Below are 25,721 nucleotides of genomic sequence, written 5' to 3' on the forward strand. Positions count from 1 at the left end.
TAAATACAATAAAACCACTGACTTTAGAACAAAAAATAACCACTTCCTTTTTTACTGATCTCTGGTATAATCGCCGCCGCTTTCATTTGTTCTTTAACATCCGTTGGGAAATTCGTATGCATCCAATGCTAAACATTGCTATTCGCGCTGCGCGAAAGGCAGGCAATCATATTGCTAAATCATTAGAAAACACTGATAAAGTAGAATCTACTCTTAAAGGCACTAATGACTTTGTCACTAATGTAGATAAAGAAGCAGAATACATCATCATCGATACTATCAAGCAGTCTTACCCTGAGCACTGTATCGTTGCTGAAGAACAAGGTCTTATCGAAGGTAAAGATAAAGACGTACAATGGATCATCGACCCACTGGATGGCACCACTAACTTTGTAAAAGGTTACCCAACTTTCGCGGTTTCTATCGCAGTTCGTATCAAAGGCAAAACTGAAGTTGCTTGTGTTTACGATCCAATGCAAAACGAGCTATTCACTGCACAACGTGGTGCCGGCGCTCAACTAAACAGTGCGCGTATCCGTGTTGCTCAACTAAAAGACCTTCAAGGTACTGTTCTAGCTACTGGTTTCCCATTCAAACAGAAACAACACGCTGAGTCTTACATCAAGATCGTTGGTGCGCTATTCACTGAATGTGCTGATTTCCGTCGTAGCGGCTCTGCTGCTCTTGACCTATGTTACGTGGCTGCTGGCCGTGTTGATGGTTACTTCGAGCTAGGTCTAAAACCTTGGGATATGGCAGCAGGTGAGCTTATTGCTCGTGAAGCTGGCGCAATCCTAACTGACTTTGCTGGCGGCACTGAGTACATGAAGTCTGGTAACATTGTTGCTTCAAGCGCTCGTGGCGTAAAATCTATCCTTAAGCACATCCGCGAAAACGGTAACAGCGCGATCCTTAAGTAAGATTTGAAAGTCATATTTAGCCCGTCACGCTGATGACTTTAAAAAGCCCCGCTCAATGAGCGGGGCTTTTTTTGTATCTACTTAGCTGCAATGTAAGGCTCTTCATACCGTGAGGTTCTGCAAGCACAAAACTCGATTCAGATACAAAAAAACCGCTGATTGCTCAGCGGTTTTTGTTTTCGACTCTCAACCTGCCTTATGGCATTTCGTCGAACTCTGCGCCTTCTTTTTCTACTTGAGGTGGCATCAAGTGCTCTTTCTGGATGCCCAGTTTTAGCGCTAGTGCTGATGCTACGTAGATAGAAGAGTAAGTACCTACAGTGATACCAAGTAGAAGTGCGGTTGCGAAGCCGTGAATCATCGCACCACCCTGCATGAACAGTGCAATTACCACGAACAATGTTGTACCCGAGGTAATCAACGTACGGCTCAACGTTTGGGTGATTGAAGCGTCCATGATATCGGCTGGCTCACCTTTACGCATCTTACGGAAGTTTTCACGGATACGGTCAAACACAACGATGGTATCGTTGAGCGAGTAACCGACTACCGTTAATAATGCCGCGACGATGGTTAGGTCAACTTCTATTTGTAGGAATGAGAAAACACCTAACGTGATAATGATATCGTGAGCCAATGCCATAACCGCACCAGCCGCTAGACGCCATTCAAATCGCATCGAGACATAAAGCAGGATACAGATCAGCGACACGAGGATCGCTAGACCGCCAGCTTCTGTTAGCTCATCACCAACGTTAGGACCTACGAATTCAATACGACGCATTTCTACGCTTTCGCCAGTACCATCTTTGATAGCACCAATGATTTGGTTGCCCAGCGTTTCACCAGAAACGTCATCACGTGGACGAAGACGAACCATTACTTCACGAGCACTACCGAAGTTTTGTACTGTCGCATCACCAAAACCTTTCGCATCTAAAGCGGTTCGGATTTTTTCAAGGTTCGCAGGTTTTTCAAAGCCAACTTCAATTAGCGTACCGCCAGTGAAGTCTAGGCCCCAATTTAGCCACTTAGTTGACAAAGTGAAGATAGAAGCAGCAATCATAAAGATTGAAAAAACGAATGCTACTTTCGACCAACGCATAAAGCCGATCGTCTTCTCTGCTTTTAGAATTTGAAACATATTAATTCCCAGCCTTAGATCGACAATTTATCAACGCGTTTGCCACCGTAAATCAGGTTCACGATACAACGTGTACCAATAATGGCGGTGAACATTGAAGTTAAGATACCGATAGATAGAGTAACCGCGAAACCTTTCACTGCACCAGTACCGACTGCAAATAGGATAATTGCAGTAATCAGTGTCGTGATGTTCGCATCGGCAATCGTACTGAATGCATTCGCGTAACCTTGGTGAATAGCTTGTTGTGGACTACGCCCATCACGAAGCTCTTCACGGATACGCTCGAAGATCAGTACGTTCGCATCAACCGCCATACCGACCGTTAACACGATACCGGCAATCCCCGGAAGCGTCATGGTAGCGCCTGGAATCATCGACATAACACCAATGATCAACACTAAGTTAGCCATTAGAGCGATGTTGGCAATCAAGCCAAAGCCACGGTAGTAAAGCAGCGTAAACAGCATTACGGCAACCATACCCCAGATACACGCTTGGATACCCATATCGATGTTTTGCTGGCCCATTGATGGACCAATAGTACGCTCTTCAACGATAGAGATAGGTGCGATCAGTGCACCAGCACGTAATAGAAGTGCAAGGTTGTGCGCTTCAGCTGCGGAGTCTATACCCGTGATACGGAAGTTACGTCCAAGAGCCGATTGAATCGTCGCTTGGTTGATGACTTCTTCATGCTTATCTAGGATGACTTTGCCTTCTGGCGTACGACGACCACTGTCTTTGTACTCAGCAAACACGGTAGCCATTAGCTTACCGATGTTCTTCTTAGAGAACGCTGACATCTTGTTACCACCTTCGCTGTCTAGCGAGATGTTAACTTGTGGACGACCGTATTCATCGACACTTGAGCTTGCATCCGTAATGCTTTGACCACCAAGAATAACACGCTTCTTAAGCACAACCGGACGACCGTCTCGGTCCATTTTGATTTCACTGCCTGCTGGCGCACGACCATTTGCCGCCGCTGATAGGTCAGCTTTATCGTCAACTTCACGGAATTCTAGCGTTGCAGTCGCACCTAGAATCTCTTTTGCACGAGCAGTATCTTGAACACCAGGAAGCTCAACAACAATTCGACTTGCACCTTGACGTTGAACGAGAGGCTCTGCAACACCTAGCTCGTTTACACGGTTACGTAAAATCGTAATGTTTTGCTCAACAGCGTAGTTACGGATCTCTTGTAAACGTTGCTCGGTAAAGGTCGCAGTAAGAGCGTAACGGCCATTTGAATCAGATTCGACAAAGAGCATGTCCGGGTGATTCTTTTCTAGCATTGCTTTCGCTTCTGCTAATTGCTCTTCGTTACGTAGCAGAACCTCTACCGCTTCTTTGCCAGAAGGGCGGATAGCACGATAACGAATTTTTGCCTCACGAAGTTCGCTACGGAAAGCTTCTTCTTGCTGACCAACGAGCTTTTCCATCGCAGCGTCCATGTCTACTTCCATTAAGAAGTGGACACCACCACGAAGGTCAAGACCCAGCTTTAATGGTGACGCGCCAATCGCTTCTAGCCAATCGGGTGTAGAAGGAGCAAGGTTAAGTGCAACAATTGTGTCTTTGCCAAGCGCTTCGCTGATGACATCACGAGCACTGATTTGCGTGTCAGTGTCGTTAAAACGAACAAGAATTGATCCATTCTCGAGAGCAATGGATTTATGAGAGAGTTGCTCTTTATCAAGAGCAGTAGTGACAGCATCCAGCGTTGACATATCTACAGAGGCGCCACGCGCCCCTGTAACTTGAATAGCCGGATCTTCACCGTAGATATTTGGAAGTGCGTATAACGCAGCGGTGATGATGGCAAAAAATACCATCAAGTACTTCCATAATGGATAACGGTTTAGCACAGCGAGGATCCTTTAGCTGTTTTATAGAGACTTAAGCGTACCTTTTGGCAACACTGCAGTGATGAAGTCTTTCTTGATTACCACTTCATTGTTCGCGTTAAGCTCGATTGAAATGTAGTCATTGTCTTCAGCAATCTTAGTGATTTTACCCACTAGGCCACCGCTAGTTAGAACTTCGTCGCCTTTGCCCATAGAAGCCATTAGGTTCTTGTGCTCTTTTACACGTTTCGCTTGTGGGCGGTAAATCATGAAGTAAAAGATCACTGCGAACATGCCAAGCATGATTAGCATTTCAAAACCACCGCCTGCTGGCGCGCCTTCTGCTGCTGCGTGAGCCTGAGAAATAAACATTAAAACATCCTCATTATATTTTATTGATAATCCAACAAGTTGGGCTTTCGCATTTTAGATTCAAGTCTGAGAGTAACTAATAGCGATCACTCTCTCAAAAATAACGTGCGTTAGCCTACTTTATTAGCAAAAGCCTCTGGCGACATGCCAAAGGCTTTAATTCTTTTTAGTCCGTCAATGACTGTTCTTTTGCTAGTGGTGGCACTTCACGGCCACGACGCTCATAGAACTCGGTAACAAACTCATCAAAACGATCTTCATCAATCGCTTTACGAATACTTTCCATCAGACGCTGGTAGTAGCGTAGGTTGTGGATCGTATTCAGACGAGCACCCAGAATTTCATTACAACGCTCTAAGTGATGAAGGTACGATTTACTGTAGTTTTGACAAGTGTAACAGTCACAGTGCGGATCCAACGGGGTTGTATCCGTTTTATGTTTCGCATTACGGATCTTGATCACACCACCAGTCACAAACAGGTGACCATTACGCGCGTTACGCGTTGGCATTACACAGTCAAACATGTCGATACCACGGCGAACACCTTCAACCAAGTCTTCTGGTTTACCCACGCCCATTAGGTAGCGAGGCTTGTCTTCTGGAAGCTGCGGACAAGTGTGCTCAAGAATACGGTGCATATCTTCTTTAGGCTCGCCTACTGCCAAGCCACCAACCGCGTAACCGTCAAAACCGATTTCCGTTAGACCTTTTACCGACACATCACGTAGATCTTCGTAAACACCACCTTGAACAATACCAAACAGGTTGTTCGGGTTTTCTAGCTTCTCGAAGTGATCACGTGAGCGCTGTGCCCAACGTAGCGACATTTCCATCGATTTCTTCGCTTCATCGTGTGTCGCTGGGTATGGCGTACACTCGTCAAAAATCATGACGATGTCAGAACCTAGGTCTTTTTGAATTTCCATCGACTTTTCTGCGTCCATGAAAATCTTGTCACCATTAACTGGGTTACGGAAGTGCACACCCTCTTCGGTAATAGTACGCATCTTGCCAAGGCTGAATACTTGGAAGCCGCCTGAATCAGTAAGAATAGGACCGTGCCAGTTCATAAAATCATGCAAGTCGCCGTGCATTTTCATGACTTCTTGACCTGGACGCAGCCAAAGGTGGAACGTGTTACCTAGTAAGATTTCTGCGCCCGTACCTTTCACTTCTTCTGGCGTCATTCCTTTAACCGTACCGTAAGTACCAACTGGCATAAACGCTGGGGTTTGAACAGTGCCACGTTCGAAAGTCAGTTGACCACGACGCGCATTGCCGTTTTTCTTCTTAAGATCGAATTTTAATTTCACGATGCCTCCGGGTGTCAGAGAAACAGTCTGACTGAGTGTTTAGGGCTCTACCCTACTTTAAGGAGCGGTCGCTTTTCCTTGCGAGAGATAAAGCAGAGGTTCTGCTCTATTTCCTAGCTTACTGCTAGCACTCGTAAATCTTATTTTTTACTAAATCGTTTTCTTCTTGATGAACATTGAATCACCATATGAGAAAAAGCGATATTTGTTTTCTACCGCATGCTTGTAAGCATTCATGGTGTTCTCATAACCTGCAAATGCACTCACCAACATGATCAGTGTTGATTCTGGCAAGTGGAAATTGGTAATCAAGCAATCCACAAGCTGATATTCGTAGCCAGGGAAAATAAAGATTTCTGTATCACCAAAGAATGGGACCAATTCAGTCCCTTTTTTCAATGCGTCTTGCGCTGCGCTTTCAAGTGAGCGTACCGATGTAGTACCAACAGCAATAATTCGTCCACCGCGCGCTTTCGTCGCTTTAATTGCTTCGACGACTTCTTGCGGTACTTCTACGTACTCAGCGTGCATATGGTGATCGTTGATGTTTTCTACTTTTACTGGCTGGAATGTACCAGCACCAACGTGCAAAGTGACGTAAGCAAACTCTGCGCCTTTCGCTTTGATTTTCTCTAGTAGAACATCATCAAAATGAAGACCCGCTGTCGGCGCCGCTACTGCGCCTGGCTTCTGGTTATATACGGTTTGGTAACGCTCTTTATCTGCATCTTCATCTGGGCGGTCAATGTAAGGAGGAAGTGGCATGTGGCCGATTTCTTCCAAAATTTCTAATACCGTCTTATCAGCGTTAAATTTCAGTTCAAATAGAGCGTCGTGACGCGCCACCATTTCTGCTGAGTATTCATCATTCTCGCCAACAATGATGGTTGTACCTGGTTTTGGAGATTTAGAGCAGCGAACGTGCGCGAGGATGCTTTTCTCGTCAAGCATGCGCTCCACCAGCACCTCTAGCTTACCACCCGACTCTTTACGACCAAAAAGACGAGCAGGTATAACACGAGTATTATTAAACACCACGAGATCACCGGGTTGAACTTGGCCCAATACATCAGTAAATGTGCCATCAATTAGCTCTCCGGTATTGCCGTCCATTTGTAATAGTCGGCTAGCGGTACGCTCTGGCTGAGGGTAACGAGCGATAAGTTCATCTGGAAGGTCGAAATGGAAATCTGATACTTGCATGTTACTTGTCTTATATATTGGTCAAATCACGTCTAGGACGACGATAAAATTGCGACGAGTTTTTCGCAGCAGACTAGTATATGTTTACATGCTGCAATAGCAAGCAAATCCCCAGAATATCACTGTAAAAGCCATGATGAAGAGTGTAATAAAACGTGAAAAACCGCGATCACTTGGCATTATTTTTCAGTTTAAGCCGACAGAAATGGAACATTAAAAAGCAAAGCAGCGCATAACGCTGCTTACTCGTTTGGTATTCAAATCGCCCTATCAAACCTCACGCCTTCGCCACCACGCCAAGGGCACGAATAGACCCAATAGCCACAGACCCAGACTGCCACCATCATCATCTGACCCTTTGAAATCACAGTTATTAGTTGCGATACCGTCGTGACACTCTTTATCTCCGCCGACTTCGTTATTAGCCTCTTTAATAAAGTTCGGTGCAATGATGTAGCTACTTGGTGGCACATCGGCAGTAATGTAAGACTGTACCCAGTCGTAATATTGGCTCACCTTGGTGTAGAAACTTGGAATCGTCAAAGAGCCACACGTCGGAAGAATGAGAGGTCCACCGCTAACAATACCAATCTGTTTGCCCGTTGCCACATCGACCAGCGGACCACCACTGTCACCTTTACATGCAGAGTTACCATATTGGGTGTGGCTATCCGGCTCTAATACTCGGTTTTTCGTTGGTAGCGTACAGATTTTGGTTTGGTTTTCTCTTGAGTCGATAATCCCCGGAAAACTGCTGCCAATTTCTAAACGCTCATAACATTTGTCGATGGGTAAAAATGTACTAATGGTGGTTTTGAGCGTATTGGAAGGTTCAGAAGCATCCGGCTGAGTGGTTCCCCACCCAAACACTTGCACATTTTCGACACGTTGATTGGTCAGGTAATTATCGTTCCAATCCGCTGCCAACCGCGCTTCGATACTCTCCATGTCGGCTTTGTTTGCTAAATCAGCAAAGCTTGCGTTTGCCACTGGGCGCGTGAGATACAGCAACGCGATGTCTGAGTCTAAACAGGTTTGGATAGGTTTCACGTTGCCATTACTGTCGGTCTCAGCTTTTGAAATCCGCGTGTAATCAGGATGAACCACAACGTGAGACACCGGATAGAAGTTATCAAGCCCTGCTGAATTAAGTTCGTGCACATTCGCATTCACCGACAACTCGCCCGGCGGGGTCACATAGTAGCTTGCTTCGTTCGTTCCCTGCCCCATTACCACGCAGTGTGCCGCAGTCAACACCCACTGCTCCGTCAGCATGGTGCCGCCACACAGTGGGAACTCTGCCATATTACTTGCTCGTAAAGTAACACGATCAACGGAGTCGGTTAGTTCATCTCCTAACACAATCGCCTGTGCTGATTGCACACTGAATGCCGCCACTGCCAGCGCAATGAGTTTGTTACACGTTGTTCTTTTCATTTAGGTTGCTGTCTTCAATTTGGTAAGCCTGAACGTATCTTCTTCGAGAGACGAATCTTGGAAAATCCAGCGAATAAAAATGTGCGATTCAATTCATTGGATTACCTTAGCGGTCCATTCAATATCAACCCAAAATGCCAACTGACTCGCACACAAACCTACTTATTCAAATTAATAAAAACGTCGATAAGACACAGATTACGCAGACAAAAAGAAGAGCAAGTGTATTGTGCTATTTAATTGATGAAAAACGAGTTAGCTCCCAGATATACAGAAAAATATTCTCTATATTTAAGAGAAGGACAATGCCGCTGGAGGTCTCTATGATCAAGGTTGAAGACATGATGACTCGTAATCCTCATACCTTACTGCGCACGCACACCTTGCGTGATGCAAAAAGCATGATGGATGCGCTTGATATTCGACATATTCCGGTTGTTGATGCCAATAACCACTTACAAGGCTTGGTGACTCAACGCGACATTCTTGCTGCTCAAGAATCGAGCTTGCACCCAGATGAGGCTGAACAATCTTTTACTCTAGATACACCGCTCTACGAAATGATGCACACCAACATCATGACGGCCGAACCCATCGCGGGGCTTAAAGAGAGCGCTATCTATATGCAAAAGCACAAAGTTGGCTGTTTACCTGTTGTCACCAAGGGTCGATTGGTAGGCATCATTACTGACAGTGACTTTGTGACCATTGCGATTAACTTATTGGAACTGCAAGAAGAAGTGGAACCCGAAGAAATCGAGCCAGAAGAATAATACGCAAACGCGTTATCTTGGGTGTAAATTTCGTTTCTTAAACGTATTAAACGAAAAAAGAGCGGCAGGATTGCCGCTCAAAATGCCATTACTGACGCTGATTAAGGAAGTGTTTCTCTGCCAATTAGAATTGGTCTTCTTCGGTCGAACCTGTCAATGCGGTCACTGAAGAGTTACCACCTTGGATAGTATTGGTCATTCTATCGAAGTAACCTGTACCTACTTCTTGTTGGTGTGCAACAAATGTATAGCCTTTTTCTGCCGCCTGGAATTCAGGACGCTGAACTTTCTCAACATAATGACGCATACCTTCACCTTGAGCATAAGCGTGTGCCAGTTCGAACATGTTGAACCACATGTTGTGAATACCTGCTAGCGTGATGAACTGGTACTTGTAGCCCATGTTAGCCAGCTCTTGTTGGAACTTAGCAATGGTTTCTGCGTCTAGGTTCTTCTCCCAGTTGAATGAAGGCGAACAGTTGTATGCCAACAATTGGTCTGGGTACTCTGCATGAATCGCTTCTGCAAACTTGCGTGCTTCCTCTAGACATGGCGTTGCTGTCTCACACCAGATTAGATCCGCATATGGCGCGTAAGCTAGACCACGAGAGATAGCTTGGTCGATACCTGCACGTACACGGTAGAAACCTTCTTGAGTACGCTCACCTTCAATAAAGTCTTTATCGTATGGGTCGCAATCTGAAGTAATGAGATCTGCCGCATTCGCATCAGTACGAGCAATAACCAAGGTTGTTGTACCCGCCACATCAGCAGCCAAACGAGCAGCAACCAGTTTTTGCACCGCTTCTTGCGTTGGAACTAATACCTTGCCGCCCATGTGGCCACACTTCTTCACCGATGCTAGCTGGTCTTCAAAGTGAACGCCCGCTGCGCCTGCCTCGATCATCGATTTCATGAGCTCGTAAGCGTTAAGCACACCACCAAAGCCTGCTTCAGCATCCGCTACGATAGGTAGGAAGTAGTCAATACCACCTTCATCTTCAGGCGATTTACCTGCTGACCATTGGATTTGGTCTGCACGACGGAACGAGTTATTGATGCGTTTTACTACTGACGGTACAGAATCTACTGGGTATAGAGACTGGTCAGGATACATCGTCGAAGCGGTGTTGTTGTCCGCCGCTACCTGCCAACCAGATAGGTAAATCGCTTCAATACCTGCTTTAGCTTGTTGAACGGCTTGACCACCCGTTAGCGCACCAAGACAGTTTACGTAACCTTTTTTCGCACTACCGTTGACCAGTGACCAAAGTTTGTCTGCACCACGTTGTGCAATTGTGTTTGCAGGCACCATAGAGCCACGCAGTTCCACCACTTCCTCGGCAGTGTAAGTACGCTTCACATTTTTCCAGCGTGGGTTAGTTGCCCAGTCTTTTTCCAGAGCTTCAATTTGTTGGCGGCGAGTTAAGTTAGTCATTGGTCTATCCCTCTTTATAATTTGCACTTTATGCGTGTGCGTTGAGTTTCCGTTCTCAGGCAGTACTTCCCTATCTGCCTTGAAAATCCTTCACGTTATTGGTGTTACAGTTATTCTTTATTAATCCAGGTAGTCATAACCAGGAACTGTCAAAAAGTTGGTCAGTTCATCGCTCGTCGTGAGCCTTGCCATTAAGTCTGCTGCTTCTTCAAATCGACCCGCATGGTAGCGCTGCTCGCCAATTTCTTGCTTCACGACTTCAATCTCTTCTTTTAGATAGAGCTCGAACAGCTCTTTAGTGACCTTTAACCCGTTGTCTAGCGACTTGCCGTGTTGAATCCATTGCCAGATCGAAGCTCGGGAGATTTCTGCCGTTGCTGCGTCTTCCATCAGTCCGTAAATCGGCACACAACCGTTGCCAGAGATCCAAGCTTCGATGTATTGCAGCGCAACGCGAATATTGTGGCGCATTCCGCCTTCAGTGCGCTCGCCTTCACAAGGCTCGAGTAGTTCAGCCGCTGTAATAGGCGCATCCCCTGCACGGCTCACATCCAACTGGTTGGTGCGTTCACCCAGCACAGCACTAAAGACTTCCATAGCAGTGTCAGCCAAACCTGGATGAGCCACCCAAGTACCGTCATGACCGTTGTTAGCTTCTAACGATTTGTCAGTCTGGATCTTGTCTAATACTTTTTGATTCTCTTTCGGGTCTTTAGCTGGGATAAAGGCGGCCATTCCTCCCATCGCGAAAGCACCACGCTTGTGACAAGTACGAACCAGCAAACGCGAATAGGCGTTCAAAAATGGTTTGTCCATGGTGACGACTTGGCGATCTGGCAGAACACGATCTGGGTGTTTCTTCAGTGTTTTGATGTAACTGAAAATGTAATCCCAACGACCACAATTCAGCCCTACGATGTGCTCTTTAAGTGAGAACAGAATCTCATCCATTTCGAATACGGCTGGTAAGGTTTCAATCAGCACAGTCGCTTTGATGGTGCCTGTATCAAGACCGAAATAGTCTTCCGTGAAATGGAACACTTCGCTCCACCACTTCGCTTCGTGATGCGATTGCAGTTTTGGAATGTAGAAATAAGGGCCGCTGCCTTTTTGAAGTAACGCTTTGTAGTTGTTATAGAAGTACAGAGCGAAATCGAATAGCGCACCTGGAATGATCTGACCGTGCCACGTAACGTGTTTTTCTTTTAAATGAAGGCCGCGAACACGGCAGATCAACACCGCTGGGTCATCTTCCAGCTGATAATGCTTGCCATTGCCAGGGTTGGTGTAACTGATGGTGCCATTCACGGCATCGCGTAAATTCACTTGCCCATCAAGCACTTTACTCCATGCTGGAGACATTGAATCTTCGAAGTCTGCCATGAACACTTTTACATTCGCATTCAGTGCGTTAATCACCATCTTGCGATCAGTTGGTCCGGTAATCTCCACACGGCGATCTTGCAGATCTTGTGGGATTCCTAAGATCTTCCAACTTCCTTCACGGATGTCTTGTGTCTCTGGTAAAAAGTCTAGCAGTTCACCTGCATCGATACGCGCTTGCTTCTCTTCTCGTGCTTCCATCAACTGTTCAACACGTTCGGCAAATTTTTCACACAGCAGAGATAAAAAGGTTTGGGCTTCAACAGGGAAAATTGCTTGATGTTCTGGAGCAACGACTCCATTCACCTCAAGCATGCCTTGGGTTTGCTTTAGTTGTTGTGTTTTTTGTTCTGTCTGAGCAAGCATAATCATTCATCCTTAACGTGCTTTATCCATCTTGGGCAGTCAGCGTAAAGCTACATTTGTAAGTTATGAACAACAAATTACATCCTTTAACTTTGTGTTCAACTCGTCTAGCCATGTCGATAGATTGCGTAATGTTATGTGTATTTTCAATCTAGACATAAGTCTTATCGGCCTTTAAATAAGCTATCTCAACAAAGGGTTTAACGAAACCCCCAAGATAAATAAAACAGAAAATTCGAAGTTTTATTCGGCAGGGTAAAAACCGCCTATCGAACACCTATTTTTGTAATTTATTACGTAATTAAATTACATTAATTTTAAGGCCGATTTATCATTTCAAACGAGTGTATGAATATAGACTGACAAACAAACGCCTTGTATTTACAAGGGCTGGCAAGGTGGATTCAAACAAGGGTCAAACAAGACATACAAGGTTTTGTGTAAAATTAACATTGTGAAATTTCACTATTTTATGAAAGCTTCATCAAAGAAGAGCTGTAAAATTTTACAAGTCAAAGTTCACCAACAGAATAAAATACTAGAAAGCGCACTGTTTTCAGTGCGCTTTTAGATAAATAATGGAGATGTAGAGGCTAATACTAATAGCTAAAGCAGTTCGGAAACGACTTCTGCAAGCTGATTAAATGTTTTCGTTCTTGATGAACTCGGACGCCAAACTAAGCCAATTTCGCGATAGGCTTGCTTTCCTGGGGGATCGATCACGACTAAATTCTGGTTATGCAGCAGGCCGTGGTCGATAGCCATTTGAGGAATGAACGTTGTTCCCAAACCATTCGCAACCATTTGCACCAAAGTATGAAGGCTGGTTGCTGTAAACGGATTAATTTTTTCTTTATCTGTTAATTTACACGCTGATACCGCGTGTTCCGTTAAGCAATGCTCTTTCTCTAATAAAAAGACGGATTCGTCAGGTAAATCTGCGTAACGAATCGGCACAGGCACCGATTGGGCTTGATTCGCACTAATAACCATTCGAAACGGATCCTTACCCACCACTCGACTTTCCATACCGTCAATTTCCACTGGCAACGCTAAAATGAGCACATCCAACTCACCGTGTCTAAGCGCTTGAAGTAAGTTTGTTGTCGTGTCTTCTCTTAATAAAAGATTCAGTTGTGGGAAACGGTAGTTAACCTCTTGCACCAAATCACACAGTAAAAACGGAGCAATTGTTGGTATGCATCCCACTTTTAGCTGGCCTTGCATATCGTCGCCTTGGCACATACGTCCAAGCTCGACCAAATCTTGCCCTTTTGCTAACAGCTCTCGCCCCTGCTTTACTACCATTTCTCCTGTTTGGGTAAAAACCAGTGGACTTTTCTTGTCTTTCTTTTCATATAATGGACAACCAATCAATTCCTCTAAGTTTTGAATACCTTTACTTAAAGTCGACTGACTGACAAAACAACGCTCTGCAGCGTCACTAAAATGTCTTGTTTCATGCAGTGTGACTAAGTAGTGCAACTGCTTCAAACTGGGCCATTTATTCATAATTGTATTTGTATCTACCGCCGTTCCAGTGATCGAGTTAAGAGTTTTGCTATTATCGTTTTTTTCGATTAACTCAATCTATTTATTTCGCTTTTTTCAATACTACAATCTGTACTATAGTTTGTCTCGTACAAACACGGACCAAACCGACACAACTGAATTCGGTTTGGAACTAACCATACTTTTTAGGAGCAAAAAAATGGTACTAGTAGGTCGTCAAGCCCCTGATTTTACTGCAGCAGCTGTTCTAGGTAACGGTGAAATCGTTGAAAACTTCAACTTTGCAGAGTTCACTAAAGGTAAGAAAGCAGTAGTATTCTTCTACCCACTAGATTTCACTTTCGTTTGCCCATCTGAGCTAATCGCATTCGACAACCGTCTAGCTGATTTCCAAGCTAAAGGTGTTGAAGTAATCGGTGTTTCTATCGATTCTCAGTTCTCTCACAACGCATGGCGTAACACTGCTATCGAAGATGGCGGTATCGGTCAAGTTAAGTACCCACTAGTTGCTGACGTTAAGCACGAAATCTGTAAAGCTTACGACGTTGAGCACCCAGAAGCAGGCGTTGCTTTCCGTGGTTCTTTCCTAATCGACGAAGAAGGCGTTGTACGTCACCAAGTAGTTAACGACCTACCACTAGGCCGTAACATCGACGAAATGCTACGCATGGTTGACGCTCTTAACTTCCACCAGAAGCACGGCGAAGTATGTCCTGCACAATGGGAAGAAGGTAAAGCAGGTATGGACGCATCTCCAAAAGGTGTTGCTGCGTTCCTATCTGAGCACGCAGCTGACCTAGGCAAAAAATAATAGACCTTCACCCTAGCTCAACGGGTGTGATGGTTGGATGTATATAAAGCAAAAAGCTAATGCGGAAAACCGCAAACGCCAATCAGTCTAAGTAAAGTCCTATCAAAGCCTAGAGCAAATGCTCTGGGCTTTCTTTTACCTTCAGATAAACCGCCAAAATGAGGTAACGCTGCAGCGTAAACTTTACCTCTATTTCTCATGCCCTCCATACAGATTCTGCTTACTGGCCCTGTTAATATCTTAGCCACAACACTTATTTGTAACGTTAGCAGGATGAATGAACGTGGTTACTCACCTAGAAGTCTGTATCGATAATATTGAATCTCTGCACTACGCCATTGCTGGCGGCGCCACTCGGATTGAACTTTGCTCCTCTTTGGCTTTAGGCGGGCTAACACCCAGTTATGGCTTTATGCAGCAAGCGGCTAAGCTTTCTAGTGTTCCAGTTTATGCCATGATCCGCCCACGCCAAGGTGACTTCTTCTACTGTGAAGAAGAGATCGAAATGATGCGTTGGGATATTGAAGCTGCTCACCAATCGGGCTTGGATGGTGTGGTTTTAGGTGTACTCACTCAAGAGGGGGGTATTCACATGCCCTTTGCAACAGCACTGTGCGAATTCGCACAGGAGTTAGGGCTGGGCATAACGTTCCATCGTGCTTTTGACCAGTGTCGTGACGCTGAAAAAGCTTTGGAAGAAGTGATCAGCTTAGGTTGTGAACGTATTTTAACCTCCGGTCTTGCGCCTTCAGCACCACAAGGGATCGATGTGCTTAGAGCTTTGGTTAAGCAAGCCCAAGGACGCATAGCAATCATGGCGGGGGCTGGCGTTAATGCGAGTAACGTACGTGCATTAGTAGAAGACACTCAGGTTCCTGAAATCCATTTGTCAGGGAAAACGACTCGACCGAGTAAAATGACCTTTATTGCTGAACAAAGCAAAATGGGCGCAACTGATGTCGATGATTTCTTAATCCCCATAACAAGTACACAAGCCATTACCGATGTCGTAGCAACTCTCAAATAGACCACCGCAACCTCACACGCATAGCTTTTGAGTGCTAACATATTGTTTATCAAGGAGTGAGGAAAGATGTATGTCTAAATTGAAGAAAAAGGAATACGAAAAGGAGCTCAAAAACCTACAAGTTGAGCTCGTAAAACTTCAAGAGTGGGTCAAACACAAAGGGTTAAAAGTGGTGGTTCTGTTTGAAGGCCGTGATGCTGCGGGCAAAGGCGGGGTGATTAAACGCATCACAGAAAAGCTAAATCCGCGTGTTTGTCGCGTGGTCGCTCTGCCTGCACCGACAGAAAAAGAAAAAACGCAATGGTACTTCCAACGTTACGTCGCTCATTTACCATCTGCTGGTGAAATCGTTTTATTTGACCGAAGTTGGTATAACCGAGCGGGTGTCGAAAAAGTCATGGGGTTCTGTACGCCTGATGAATACGAAGAGTTTTTACGCTCTTGTCCTGAATTCGAAAGAATGTTGCAACGCTCTGGGATTATTCTGATTAAGTATTGGTTTTCGGTTTCAGACGAAGAGCAGGAAAAACGTTTTCTAGGTCGAATTAATACGCCGATCAAACGTTGGAAATTCAGCCCAATGGATTTGGAGTCACGTCATCGCTGGGCGGAGTATTCGGAAGCAAAAGATAAGATGTTTGCCTATACAGACACGAAAAACTGCCCTTGGTGGGTCGTCCCCTCTGATGATAAAAAGAAAGCGCGCTTGAACTGTATCAGCCATTTACTTAGCCAGATTGATTACAAAGCGCTTGAGTACCCACCGATTGAATTACCTGATCTCAATAAAGAAGGTTATGTCAGAGCGCCCATTGATGATCAGACCTTCGTGCCCGATAAATATTGATGTACTTTCCCTCTCCCAAATAAATAGACCAGCCTAAAAGCTGGTCTATTTGTTGAAGTCAGTTACTTCAGTACGTCATCAATGCTTTGATCACCTAGATGGCGTACATCTTTCCCTTTCACGAAGTAAATAATGTATTCACAGATGTTCTGGCAGCGGTCACCAACACGCTCAATCGCGCGTGCCGACCACATCACTTGCAGAATGTTGGGGATATTTTTTGGATCTTCCATCATGTAGGTCATCAACTGACGAATCACCGCTTCATACTCGGCGTCTAGTTTGTCATCTTGTTTGTGCACCTCTGCTGCCGCTTCTACATCCATGCGGGCAAACGCATCCAAAACCTGATGCAGCATATTAATTGCCTGACGGCAGAGAGGCTCTAACGACACTTGGAATTGTCGTTCTTTTGATGATGGGCTTTCAATGGCAACGTAAGCAATGCGTGTCGCCACGTCACCGATACGTTCTAAATCAGTGATCGTTTTGATGATAGCCATGATTAAGCGCAAGTCTTTTGCCGTTGGCTGACGCTTAGCAATAATGCGTGTGCAGGCGTCATCGATCGAGACTTCCATTGCATTCACTTTATGATCGTCACGCACAACCTTACGCGCCAGTTCGATGTCTTCTTTATGCAAGGCTTGAATAGCATACGAAAGCTGCTGTTCTACCAAGCCACCCATGGTTAATACATGAGTACGAATCGATTCTAGCTCTACGTTAAATTGTCCTGAAATATGACGTCCAAAGTGCATGATGTTCCTTATTCCGTATAGAGTCGCGACTTAACCGTAGCGACCCGTAATGTAATCTTCGGTCTGTTTCTTCATTGGCGAGGTGAAGATCGAGTCCGCGTCAGAGTATTCAATTAACTTACCCATATGAATGAATGCGGTATGATCACTCACTCGCGCCGCTTGCTGCATGTTATGGGTAACGATAACGACAGTATATTGAGTCTTAAGCTCATTGATAAGCTCTTCAATAGTTAAAGTTGAGATTGGATCCAACGCTGATGTCGGCTCATCCAATAACAGGACTTCCGGCTCAATCGCCACCGCGCGCGCAATGACCAAGCGCTGTTGCTGACCACCAGATAAACCAAATGCGTTCTCATGCAAGCGGTCTTTTACCTCATCCCACAACGCCGCCGAGCGCAAGGATCGCTCCACTGCGTCATCTAAACTGCGGCTGTTTTTTACACCTTGTAAGCGTAAGCCATAAACTACATTTTCATAAATAGACTTAGGAAATGGATTGGGTCTTTGAAACACCATCCCCACTCGGCGTCGAAGTGTCGCAACATCGACATTAGGATGATAAACATTCTTGCCATGTAGACGCACTTTACCTGTGACTCGACACCCTTCCACTAAGTCGTTCATGCGATTGATGCAACGTAATAACGTCGACTTTCCACACCCTGAAGGACCGATAAAAGCGGTGACTCGCCCTTTGGGAATTCGCATCGAAATATCATGCAGCGCCTGAGTTTGACCATAGAACAGATTAAGGTTCTCGATTGAGATTGCTGTTTGTTCATCCGTTAAATTATGAACGTCCAATGGTGGCTCATAACCTAATGTACTATCAAAATTAAACATACTTAATCTTGTCCTAACGTTCTGTATTTTTCTCGTAAATTATTGCGAATACTGATTGCTGTTAAGTTTAGCCCGACAATCACTGTCACGAGTAAGAAAGAGGTGGCATAAACTAATGGTCGCGCAGCTTCGATGTTGGAGGTTTGAAAGCCAACATCGTAAATGTGAAAACCTAAATGCATGAACTTTCTATCCAAATGCACATAAGGGAATTGCCCGTCAACCGGTAAACTGGAAGCCAATTTCACGACCCCCACCAGCATCAGTGGCGCTACTTCGCCAGCTGCACGCGCAATCGCAAGGATCAACCCTGTGATAATAGCTGGCGTCGCCATAGGCAAAACCACACGCCATAGTGTTTCAAACTGAGTTGCACCAAGCGCCAGAGAACCATGTCGTACTGAACTCGGAATACGAGTTAAACCTTCTTCTGTCGTCACAATCACAACCGGAAGCGTCAGCACGGCAAGAGTTAGTGCAGACCACAACAAACCCGGCGTACCAAAGGTTGGTGCCGGTAGCTTCTCCGCATAGAATACGTTGTCGATAGAGGCACCAATCGTATAAACAAAGAAGCCTAAACCAAATACGCCATAAACAATCGATGGAACACCCGCTAGGTTTATAACCGCAATACGAATAACCCTGGTTAGAGCGTTATTCTTAGCGTATTCATGCAGATAGATAGCGGCGATCACCCCAAGTGGCATCACAATGATCGACATGATAAGTACTAAGAAAACCGTACCAAATATCGCAGGGAACACGCCTCCCTCGGAGTTAGACTCTCTTGGATCTTCAGATAAAAACTTCCAAACCTGCTTCCCCCAGTGCATGACTTTATCAGGCAGTGACATTTGGTTTGGGTACCAGTAGTCCAAAATGTCTTCGAGCGGAATCGATACTTGTGACCCCGTCATATCCTCGACAATCAAGGCATAGTCAGAGAGCTGAAGTCGTAAACCATCAAGTTGCAAATCTAACGTCGCAAGCGCTTTTTCTATCTGCTCTTTTTTCGTCTGGTTTTCGTTTAAAAAGCTTTCTGTCAGCGTGTCATTCAACTCATGCTTGCGCTTATCTAATCGCAACTGCTCTAGCTTCCAACCAAGCTCTTTAAGCTGATCGACCACCAAAGAATCAATCTCATGGCGCAGAGTTTCTGCATCATCAAGCTTTTTATTTAGTACCGATTGAATATCACTGGTGTATATATTATCGCCATCTTGAAACGCCACCAGCTTACCAAAGAAATAACCACCGCTACTGCGCTCTATCACCGCCCACTCTTTTGGCGTCGTGGGCTCATCCAACTGCATTTGCAATACGGAGATAAAATCGGCGGGATACAACTCTCGGTTAGCGATTTTGATACTGAGTCGCGTGGCAAAGTCTTCATCGTCTTCTAACTGCTGTGCTGCGCTTTCAGGCAGATAGCTCTTCGGTACAAAGCTGCGCTCATACACTTGGCCAATCAGAATAGTATTTTCATGTAGCACTTCGCCTTGTACAGGCGTCAATGCTGCAACATTCCACTGATACAAGGGCGCTGGCCAAAAGTAAGTCAGGCCTTTCCAGCCGATAAGGAGTAACAACCCTAATACCGACAACAAACTGATGCTGACTGCACCGCCTGTTAGCCATATCCACGGTGCGCCAGAACGAATCCAATTTAACACGTTATTACTCGCTCTTTATTCAAACCATTATTACAACGCACGGTACTTATCTCTCAGTCTCTGACGAACCCACTCCGCAAGCGCGTTTACTGCAAACGTAAACACAAACAAAATCAATGCAGCTAGGAACAGCAGGCGATAATGCGAACTTCCAACTTCCGACTCTGGCAACTCAACGGCGATGGTCGCCGACAGGCTGCGCAATCCTTCCAAAATATTCCAATCCATTAATGGCGTATTGCCCGTTGCCATTAACACAATCATGGTTTCGCCAACAGCGCGTCCCAGGCCCATCATAATGGCAGAAAAAATACCTGGGCTTGCAGTAAGCAAGACAACATAGATTAAAGTTTGCCAAGGCGTGGCCCCTAATGCCAAAGAGCCATCCGATAAATGCTTCGGTACAGAGAAAATGGCATCTTCGGCAATGGTAAAGATCGTCGGGATAACAGCAAACCCCATCGCTAACCCCACCACCAATGCATTGCGTTGATCGTAACCAATACCATGCTCGGTTAAGAATAAGCGCATATCGCCACCAAAGAACGTCTGCTCAATCGTAGGCGAAATCCACACGCCAAGCCCAATCAGTACCAATATGACAGGCATGAGCACTAAAGCATGCCAACCATTAGGCAGACGATTCCGCACAGGTTGCGGTATTAATGCCCATAGTCCGCCCATAATCATGGTACTCAAGGGCAAAACAAACAGCATGACGACGATCGTAATCAGGTGATCTTCGACAATAGGCGCGAACCACAGCCCCGCGAGGAAACCAATGATCACCGTCGGCAGTGCTTCCATTAGCTCAATCGACGGTTTTACGACACGACGCATGCGTGGCGACATAAAGTACGCCGTATAAATAGCACCTAGCACTGCGAGCGGTACTGAAAACAGCATCGCAAACATCGCCGCTTTTATCGTCCCAAACGCAATAGGTACTAGGCTGAACTTAGCCTCAAAGTTATCGCTCGCCGAAGTCGATTGCCACACATATTCAGGCTCAGGATACCCTTCGTACCACACTTCTTGCCATAATGAGGACAATGAAATTTCCGGATAGGCATTGTCCACTTCCGCAACATTTAACTCATTATTTTGCCAAGTGATTAAGTAGCGTTCATTGTTAGACATTGCTGCGATTGCGGGCGCTTGATTGTACGCACGCTTAAACAACACCAGTTTTTCACTGGTTGTATAATGGCTTTGCAACGTGCCGTTGGTGTAAAAGCTATAAAATCCTTTGCGATGAGAATCCGGCAACAAATACTTAAGCTCTGATGCCAATTTAAAATCACGAATATGCGTTAACGTGCGTCTCTCTTCTTGCAGCGTATCAAACCATTGCGACACCCGACCATCGTTGTGCGTCACCAAAAGCGAGTAAGCACCAGCCAGTAGGTCTATTGTGCGAACGGAGTGCTTCTTATCACCTTGAGTGAGGTCGACCACCTCTCGCACAGCAAATTTACGTGCGGTTTTCTTTAACACGATCAACTCAGAGCCATCGCGCAAATAAAGCGTTTCACCATCAGGTGTCAATAACATTTGCTGAGGTGCATCAAAGCCTGAAGAGAACGTAAAATCGATCGTTGTCAGAGGCGTACCCAAAGACGAAGCCGCTTGCCAGCGAGCCTTCACTTCACCGCTTTGTGTCTGCCAAACAATTGTTGGTAACGGCGTTGAAGCTGCAAACACAAACTGAGTCACAGGATCTTGAGGTGTACTCAGCGTCAGATCCATGCTGGTGTCTAGCTCAATCACTTCCGGAGGACGTGTATTTTCTCTCAACGTGGCATTAAATTCAGGCTTGAAAAGGTGCGCTTTACCCTGCCCATCAACAAACCCATACCAACCTAGTCCAGGAGCAGATTGAGAGAAAGCGATGGGTTCCTGGACGATTTGCTGTTTATACACCGCAGGCTTCGTAGGATCGTCCATCGACAAATATTGAATCTCACCACTTTGGGTTAGAACGAACGCGAGCTGAGCGTAATCATCCACCGAAATCGCCAGTGGTGTTTCAATATGAGTGGCTCGAATGGCTTGGCTGGTTTTGATCTCCGCATCAGAAAAAAGCGGAATGATCACCATGGCGAGGTAGACAAAGATCAAAATAAGCGCCGCGAGTACGCCGACACCACCGGATGTCACTGCAAGTCGAACTAAACGATCTTTTATCAGTCGTTTCTTATCTTTTTCCTGCAATGAAAACTCGGCTTGTGCCATTTAAATCTCTACCTTTTTTGACTTAGTACTAGAATATGTCGTTAAGATGACAATTATATTACAGATCACATTAACCACCTGAAAAGAATACAACTCTTATGCAATGCGTGGTATGAAATAAATCTGTAATGAAAATCTCATAATGTTCTCACTCATCCATTTTTCCAAGATGAGTACGTATTACTTCACTTTTGGCTAGGTAAGGTTATGAGCGCAGAAAAACTATATATAGAAAAAGAACTGAGTTGGTTGTCTTTCAACGAACGAGTATTACAAGAAGCTGCCGATAAAACCGTCCCTTTGATCGAACGTATTCGCTTTCTTGGGATCTTTTCCAACAATTTAGATGAATTTTACAAAGTACGCTTTGCGGACGTGAAGCGCAGAATCCTAATCAGCCAAGAGCGCGGTGGCAGCGATAGCCCTAAACGACTGTTAACCAAAATGCAATCGAAAGCACTCAAGCTTAACGAACAATTTGATGAGCTTTACAGCGAATTGATTCGAGAAATGGCGCGACGTCGCATTTTCTTGGTCAACGAGCAACAACTGGATGAATCGCAGCAAAAGTGGATCGCGAAATACTTCCGTAGAGAGGTCATGCCGCATATCACTCCCCTCCTAATGAAAGACGAGATCGATGTTCTGCAATTTCTCAAAGACGAGTACGCTTACATCGCTGTAGAGCTACGTAAAGAAGAGCATTACCAGTACGCTCTGATCGAAATTCCGACCGATCACCTTCCCCGCTTTGTGATGGTACCAGAACAGAAAGGAAAGCGTCGAAAAACCATCATCTTACTTGATAATATCATCCGCCACTGTTTGGATGAGCTGTTCAAAGGCTTTTTTGATTATGATGAGCTTAGCGGCTATGCGATGAAAATGACGCGTGACGCCGAATACGATTTACGCAACGAAATCGAATACAGCTTGCTCGAACAAATGTCGGAAGGTGTCAATCAGCGACTGACAGCAAAGCCCGTTCGCTTCGTCTACGAACGTGATATGCCGCCCCAAATGCTAGAGTTTCTTTGTAACAAGCTCAATATCTCTAATTACGATAACCTTATCCCCGGCGGCCGCTATCACAATTTTAAAGACTTCATTGCGTTTCCAAATGTTGGGCGAGAGTACCTTGAAAATAAACCGCTTCCGCCAATGAAATGCGCCGATTTCGAAGGTTACGCTAACAGCTTTGATGCGATTAAAGCGAAAGATATTCTACTCTATTACCCTTACCACACTTTTGACCACATTAGTGAGTTGGTGCGCCAAGCCTCCTTCGATCCGAAAGTACTTAGTATCAAGATTAACATTTACCGTGTCGCGAAAGATTCTCGCTTGATGAACTCGTTAATTGATGCCGTGCACAACGGCAAAAACGTCACCGTGGTCGTGGAGCTGCAGGCTCGCTTTGATGAAGAAGCGAATATCGAATGGTCAAAAGTGTTGACCGAAGCTGGTGTGCACGTCATCTTTGGTGCGCCTGGTCTTAAGATTCACTCAAAGCTACTGATGATTAGCCGCCGCGAAGGTGAAGAAATTATTCGCTACGCACACATCGGCACAGGCAACTTCCATGAGAAGACGGCACGAATTTATACCGACTTCTCCCTGCTTACGGCAGATCAAGAAATCACTAACGAAGTTCGTAATGTCTTCGGTTATATTGAGAATCCATACCGCCCAGTGAAGTTCAACCACCTCATGGTATCTCCACGTAATTCTCGAACCCAAATCTACCGCTTAATTGATAATGAAATTGCGAATGCCAAGCTAGGAAAGAAAGCCGCTCTTACGATCAAGGTCAATAACCTAGTCGATAAGGGCATCGTCAATAAGCTATATGGAGCAAGTACGGCGGGAGTGAAAATAAATATGATCATTCGCGGCATGTGCTCATTAGTACCGGGCATTGAGGGGATCAGCGACAATATTCGCATCATCAGTATTGTTGACCGCTTTTTGGAACACCCACGCGTGGTGATTCCCCATAACGATGGCGATCCGCAAGTCTATATCTCTTCTGCTGACTGGATGACAAGAAATATCGATCACCGCATTGAGGTGGCGGCGCCAGTCCGTGATCCACGTTTGAAACAGAGAATTATTGATATAACGAATATCCATTTTACCGATACAGTAAAGGCTCGTTTTATAGATAAGGAAATGAGCAACGCTTACGTACCACGAGGTAATCGCAAAAAAGTTCGTTCTCAAATCGCTATCTATGACTATCTTAAAAATATAGAAAAGCAAACTAGAAAACAAAATTCAGATGCCTCAAATACTTGAACAAGATACTCGCTACATTGCCGCGATAGACCTCGGCTCAAACAGTTTCCACATGGTGGTGGCCAAAGTTGTAGGCAGTGACTTACAACTGGTTAGCCGTCATAAACAGCGTGTTCGCTTAGCATCAGGACTTGACAGTGAATTGAACTTAAGTCATTCCGCGATGGAACGTGCGCTAGAGTGCTTAGCCATGTTCGCTGAGAGGCTGCAAGGGCTTGATGAGTCGAATGTGCGTATCGCCGCGACACACACACTAAGACGCGCTAAAAATGCTCATCTATTCATTGAGCGTGCGAAAGAAGTGATGCCCTTCCCAATAGAAATCATCCCAGGGGAAGAAGAAGCCCGCTTGATTTACTTAGGTGTCGCGCACACTCAAGTAGAGTCAAACTCCAAGTTGGTCGTTGATATTGGCGGCGGCAGTACCGAAATGATCATTGGACAAGAGTTTGAACCTGAGCTTCTCAACAGTAAACAGATGGGCTGCGTCAGCTCTACAGAGCAATATTTTAAAAACGGCAAACTGTCTGGGAAAAACTTTAATAAAGCGATGTTAGCCGCCGAGCAAAAACTCGAGTCCATCGCTTCAGCATACCGTAAAAAAGGCTGGGATATCGCGCTCGGCTCGTCAGGAACTATCAAAGCGATTCAAGAAGTACTTGTAGGGTTGGATTTTGAAGATGGCCTGATCACCGCGAAGAGACTGGACACGCTTATTGAAACTCTGTGTAATTTTGATTCAATTGAAGAGATTGAACTGACAGGTTTAACAGAAGAACGTAAGCCCGTATTCGCGGCAGGCGTGGCGATTTTGTCCGCAATTTTCAAAGCACTTCGCATTGAGCAGATGTTTTTCTCCGATGGTGCTCTGCGCGAAGGCCTGTTGTACGAAATGGAAGAGCGTTTTGCGCGCTCCGATATACGTATGCGCACAACTGAAAATTTAGCCAACAAACACCGGGTTGACTTAGAGCATGCTGCTCGTGTTAAAGGCCATGCACGTGAGATGTTATGTCAGGTGCGCTCTGAACTAGGCATTAAGAAAAAGAGTGAGTTATTTGACTTACTAGAATGGGCAGCATTGCTTCATGAAGTCGGATTAAGTATCAACTTACGTAGCTTCCATCGCCACTCTTTCTATATTCTGTTGCATTCCACTCTACAAGGCTTCAACCGTGAACAGCAATTAGTGCTCGCAACATTAGCCCGCTTCCAACGCAAAGCACTTAAACTGCAAGAACTGCCAGATTTCAACCTCTACAAACAAAGTGACGTGATAAGCCTCATCAAAATATTACGACTTTCTATCGTATTAAATGGACAGCGTAACGAAGATCCATTGCCTGACATCACTTTATCCATCAAAAATGATGAATGGATTCTTACGTGCACAGATAAAGCATGGCTAGAAAACAACAAATTGCTTCATGCTGATTTACAGGAAGAACAAGAACGATGGAGCAGCGCGAAGTGGACACTCACTTTCTGATCTCGCACTGTTCAC

19 protein-coding genes and 2 pseudogenes are annotated in these 25,721 nt (G+C 45.2%); 7 read left to right on the forward strand and 14 right to left on the reverse strand.

What is annotated here, in order from left to right; translation table 11 throughout:
- Positions 1-116 precede the first annotated feature (116 nt).
- Complete coding sequence (gene suhB / locus NB463_RS16840; protein ID WP_047010191.1) at positions 117-920, forward strand: inositol-1-monophosphatase; 804 nt, start codon at positions 117-119, stop codon at positions 918-920.
- Between the two features lie 196 nt (positions 921-1,116).
- Here the strand turns inward: suhB and secF are convergent, their stop codons facing one another.
- From secF to NB463_RS16870, 6 genes are all read right to left on the reverse strand, one after another.
- Complete coding sequence (gene secF, locus NB463_RS16845) at positions 1,117-2,064, reverse strand: protein translocase subunit SecF (RefSeq protein WP_005391572.1); 948 nt, start codon at positions 2,062-2,064, stop codon at positions 1,117-1,119.
- A 14-nt stretch (positions 2,065-2,078) separates the two neighbouring features.
- Entirely contained in the window at positions 2,079-3,935 is a 1,857-nt protein-coding gene (gene secD, locus NB463_RS16850) for a protein translocase subunit SecD (RefSeq protein ID WP_006741889.1), read from the reverse strand.
- A 21-nt stretch (positions 3,936-3,956) separates the two neighbouring features.
- The gene (yajC, locus tag NB463_RS16855) at positions 3,957-4,286 is read right to left on the reverse strand and encodes a preprotein translocase subunit YajC (protein WP_005381725.1); all 330 of its coding nucleotides are present in this window, start codon (positions 4,284-4,286) and stop codon (positions 3,957-3,959) included.
- A 166-nt stretch (positions 4,287-4,452) separates the two neighbouring features.
- On the reverse strand, positions 4,453-5,601 hold the full coding sequence (gene tgt / locus NB463_RS16860) for a tRNA guanosine(34) transglycosylase Tgt (RefSeq protein WP_005391577.1): 1,149 nt from the start codon (positions 5,599-5,601) through the stop codon (positions 4,453-4,455).
- A 150-nt stretch (positions 5,602-5,751) separates the two neighbouring features.
- The gene (queA, locus tag NB463_RS16865) at positions 5,752-6,804 is read right to left on the reverse strand and encodes a tRNA preQ1(34) S-adenosylmethionine ribosyltransferase-isomerase QueA (RefSeq protein ID WP_046874341.1); all 1,053 of its coding nucleotides are present in this window, start codon (positions 6,802-6,804) and stop codon (positions 5,752-5,754) included.
- Positions 6,805-7,074: 270 nt separating this feature from the next.
- On the reverse strand, positions 7,075-8,241 hold the full coding sequence (locus NB463_RS16870) for a S1 family peptidase (protein ID WP_258431376.1): 1,167 nt from the start codon (positions 8,239-8,241) through the stop codon (positions 7,075-7,077).
- Between the two features lie 323 nt (positions 8,242-8,564).
- Here NB463_RS16870 and NB463_RS16875 point away from each other — a divergent pair, with 323 nt between their 5' ends.
- On the forward strand, positions 8,565-9,014 hold the full coding sequence (locus NB463_RS16875; RefSeq protein ID WP_005391583.1) for a CBS domain-containing protein: 450 nt from the start codon (positions 8,565-8,567) through the stop codon (positions 9,012-9,014).
- A gap of 124 nt (positions 9,015-9,138) precedes the next feature.
- Here NB463_RS16875 and aceA read toward each other — a convergent pair whose 3' ends face one another.
- The 3 genes from aceA to NB463_RS16890 all read right to left on the reverse strand — a co-directional run bounded on the left by aceA (position 9,139) and on the right by NB463_RS16890 (position 13,713).
- Complete coding sequence (gene aceA / locus NB463_RS16880) at positions 9,139-10,452, reverse strand: isocitrate lyase (protein ID WP_053808703.1); 1,314 nt, start codon at positions 10,450-10,452, stop codon at positions 9,139-9,141.
- Positions 10,453-10,572: 120 nt separating this feature from the next.
- The gene (aceB, locus tag NB463_RS16885; RefSeq protein ID WP_053808702.1) at positions 10,573-12,201 is read right to left on the reverse strand and encodes a malate synthase A; all 1,629 of its coding nucleotides are present in this window, start codon (positions 12,199-12,201) and stop codon (positions 10,573-10,575) included.
- 606 nt (positions 12,202-12,807) lie between these two features.
- A complete protein-coding gene (locus NB463_RS16890) occupies positions 12,808-13,713 on the reverse strand; it encodes a hydrogen peroxide-inducible genes activator (protein ID WP_005383681.1) in 906 nt (301 codons plus the stop codon).
- Positions 13,714-13,912: 199 nt separating this feature from the next.
- Between NB463_RS16890 and NB463_RS16895 the strand changes: the two genes are divergently transcribed.
- The 3 genes from NB463_RS16895 to ppk2 all read left to right on the forward strand — a co-directional run bounded on the left by NB463_RS16895 (position 13,913) and on the right by ppk2 (position 16,398).
- Positions 13,913-14,524 (forward strand): peroxiredoxin C, encoded by a 612-nt coding sequence (locus NB463_RS16895; protein ID WP_005381738.1) that lies wholly within the window; start codon positions 13,913-13,915, stop codon positions 14,522-14,524.
- A gap of 283 nt (positions 14,525-14,807) precedes the next feature.
- A complete protein-coding gene (locus NB463_RS16900; RefSeq protein WP_405054829.1) occupies positions 14,808-15,551 on the forward strand; it encodes a copper homeostasis protein CutC in 744 nt (247 codons plus the stop codon).
- Between the two features lie 70 nt (positions 15,552-15,621).
- Positions 15,622-16,398 (forward strand): polyphosphate kinase 2, encoded by a 777-nt coding sequence (ppk2, locus tag NB463_RS16905; RefSeq protein ID WP_053808700.1) that lies wholly within the window; start codon positions 15,622-15,624, stop codon positions 16,396-16,398.
- A gap of 62 nt (positions 16,399-16,460) precedes the next feature.
- Here ppk2 and phoU read toward each other — a convergent pair whose 3' ends face one another.
- From phoU to NB463_RS16925, 5 genes and pseudogenes are all read right to left on the reverse strand, one after another.
- Positions 16,461-17,159 carry a phosphate signaling complex protein PhoU gene (phoU, locus tag NB463_RS16910; RefSeq protein WP_005381744.1) on the reverse strand — a complete coding sequence of 233 codons (699 nt, stop codon included), beginning with the start codon at positions 17,157-17,159 and terminating at the stop codon, positions 16,461-16,463.
- Between the two features lie 30 nt (positions 17,160-17,189).
- Positions 17,190-18,008, reverse strand: coding sequence for a phosphate ABC transporter ATP-binding protein PstB (pstB, locus tag NB463_RS16915; protein ID WP_005381745.1), 819 nt, complete (start codon positions 18,006-18,008; stop codon positions 17,190-17,192).
- Between the two features lie 2 nt (positions 18,009-18,010).
- Positions 18,011-18,979, reverse strand: a pseudogene (pstA, locus tag NB463_RS16920) (phosphate ABC transporter permease PstA); the annotation flags it as partial.
- Between the two features lie 473 nt (positions 18,980-19,452).
- Positions 19,453-19,684 (reverse strand): annotated as a pseudogene (locus tag NB463_RS23960) (phosphate ABC transporter permease PstA); the annotation flags it as partial.
- A 30-nt stretch (positions 19,685-19,714) separates the two neighbouring features.
- Positions 19,715-21,919, reverse strand: a complete 2,205-nt coding sequence (locus NB463_RS16925) for an ABC transporter permease subunit (RefSeq protein ID WP_258431380.1) — start codon at positions 21,917-21,919, stop codon at positions 19,715-19,717.
- 207 nt (positions 21,920-22,126) lie between these two features.
- Here NB463_RS16925 and ppk1 point away from each other — a divergent pair, with 207 nt between their 5' ends.
- Together ppk1 and ppx are read left to right on the forward strand one after the other, a co-directional pair.
- On the forward strand, positions 22,127-24,217 hold the full coding sequence (gene ppk1 / locus NB463_RS16930; protein WP_258431382.1) for a polyphosphate kinase 1: 2,091 nt from the start codon (positions 22,127-22,129) through the stop codon (positions 24,215-24,217).
- Positions 24,201-25,706: an exopolyphosphatase gene (gene ppx, locus NB463_RS16935; protein WP_053808698.1), complete on the forward strand. Its 1,506-nt coding sequence runs from the start codon at positions 24,201-24,203 to the stop codon at positions 25,704-25,706. Before ppk1 ends, ppx begins: the two co-directional genes overlap by 17 nt.
- The last annotated feature ends 15 nt before the right edge of the window (positions 25,707-25,721 follow it).

The sequence above is a fragment of the Vibrio sp. RM-41-2B genome (assembly GCF_024744415.1).
GTDB lineage: Bacteria > Pseudomonadota > Gammaproteobacteria > Enterobacterales > Vibrionaceae > Vibrio > Vibrio diabolicus.

Excerpts from the sequence above, each read along its gene's own strand:
- NB463_RS16890 (WP_005383681.1), bottom strand. The coding sequence starts at position 13,713 with ATGAATAAATGGCCCAGTTTGAAGCAGTTGCACTACTTAGTCACACTG.
- NB463_RS16875 (WP_005391583.1), top strand. The coding sequence starts at position 8,565 with ATGATCAAGGTTGAAGACATGATGACTCGTAATCCTCATACCTTACTG.
- NB463_RS16870 (WP_258431376.1), bottom strand. The coding sequence starts at position 8,241 with ATGAAAAGAACAACGTGTAACAAACTCATTGCGCTGGCAGTGGCGGCA.
- ppk1 (WP_258431382.1), top strand. The coding sequence starts at position 22,127 with ATGAGCGCAGAAAAACTATATATAGAAAAAGAACTGAGTTGGTTGTCT.
- NB463_RS16925 (WP_258431380.1), bottom strand. The coding sequence starts at position 21,919 with ATGGCACAAGCCGAGTTTTCATTGCAGGAAAAAGATAAGAAACGACTG.
- NB463_RS16895 (WP_005381738.1), top strand. The coding sequence starts at position 13,913 with ATGGTACTAGTAGGTCGTCAAGCCCCTGATTTTACTGCAGCAGCTGTT.
- aceB (WP_053808702.1), bottom strand. The coding sequence starts at position 12,201 with ATGCTTGCTCAGACAGAACAAAAAACACAACAACTAAAGCAAACCCAA.
- ppx (WP_053808698.1), top strand. The coding sequence starts at position 24,201 with ATGCCTCAAATACTTGAACAAGATACTCGCTACATTGCCGCGATAGAC.
- secF (WP_005391572.1), bottom strand. The coding sequence starts at position 2,064 with ATGTTTCAAATTCTAAAAGCAGAGAAGACGATCGGCTTTATGCGTTGG.
- ppk2 (WP_053808700.1), top strand. The coding sequence starts at position 15,622 with ATGTCTAAATTGAAGAAAAAGGAATACGAAAAGGAGCTCAAAAACCTA.
- queA (WP_046874341.1), bottom strand. The coding sequence starts at position 6,804 with ATGCAAGTATCAGATTTCCATTTCGACCTTCCAGATGAACTTATCGCT.
- phoU (WP_005381744.1), bottom strand. The coding sequence starts at position 17,159 with ATGCACTTTGGACGTCATATTTCAGGACAATTTAACGTAGAGCTAGAA.
- pstB (WP_005381745.1), bottom strand. The coding sequence starts at position 18,008 with ATGTTTAATTTTGATAGTACATTAGGTTATGAGCCACCATTGGACGTT.
- suhB (WP_047010191.1), top strand. The coding sequence starts at position 117 with ATGCATCCAATGCTAAACATTGCTATTCGCGCTGCGCGAAAGGCAGGC.
- aceA (WP_053808703.1), bottom strand. The coding sequence starts at position 10,452 with ATGACTAACTTAACTCGCCGCCAACAAATTGAAGCTCTGGAAAAAGAC.
- yajC (WP_005381725.1), bottom strand. The coding sequence starts at position 4,286 with ATGTTTATTTCTCAGGCTCACGCAGCAGCAGAAGGCGCGCCAGCAGGC.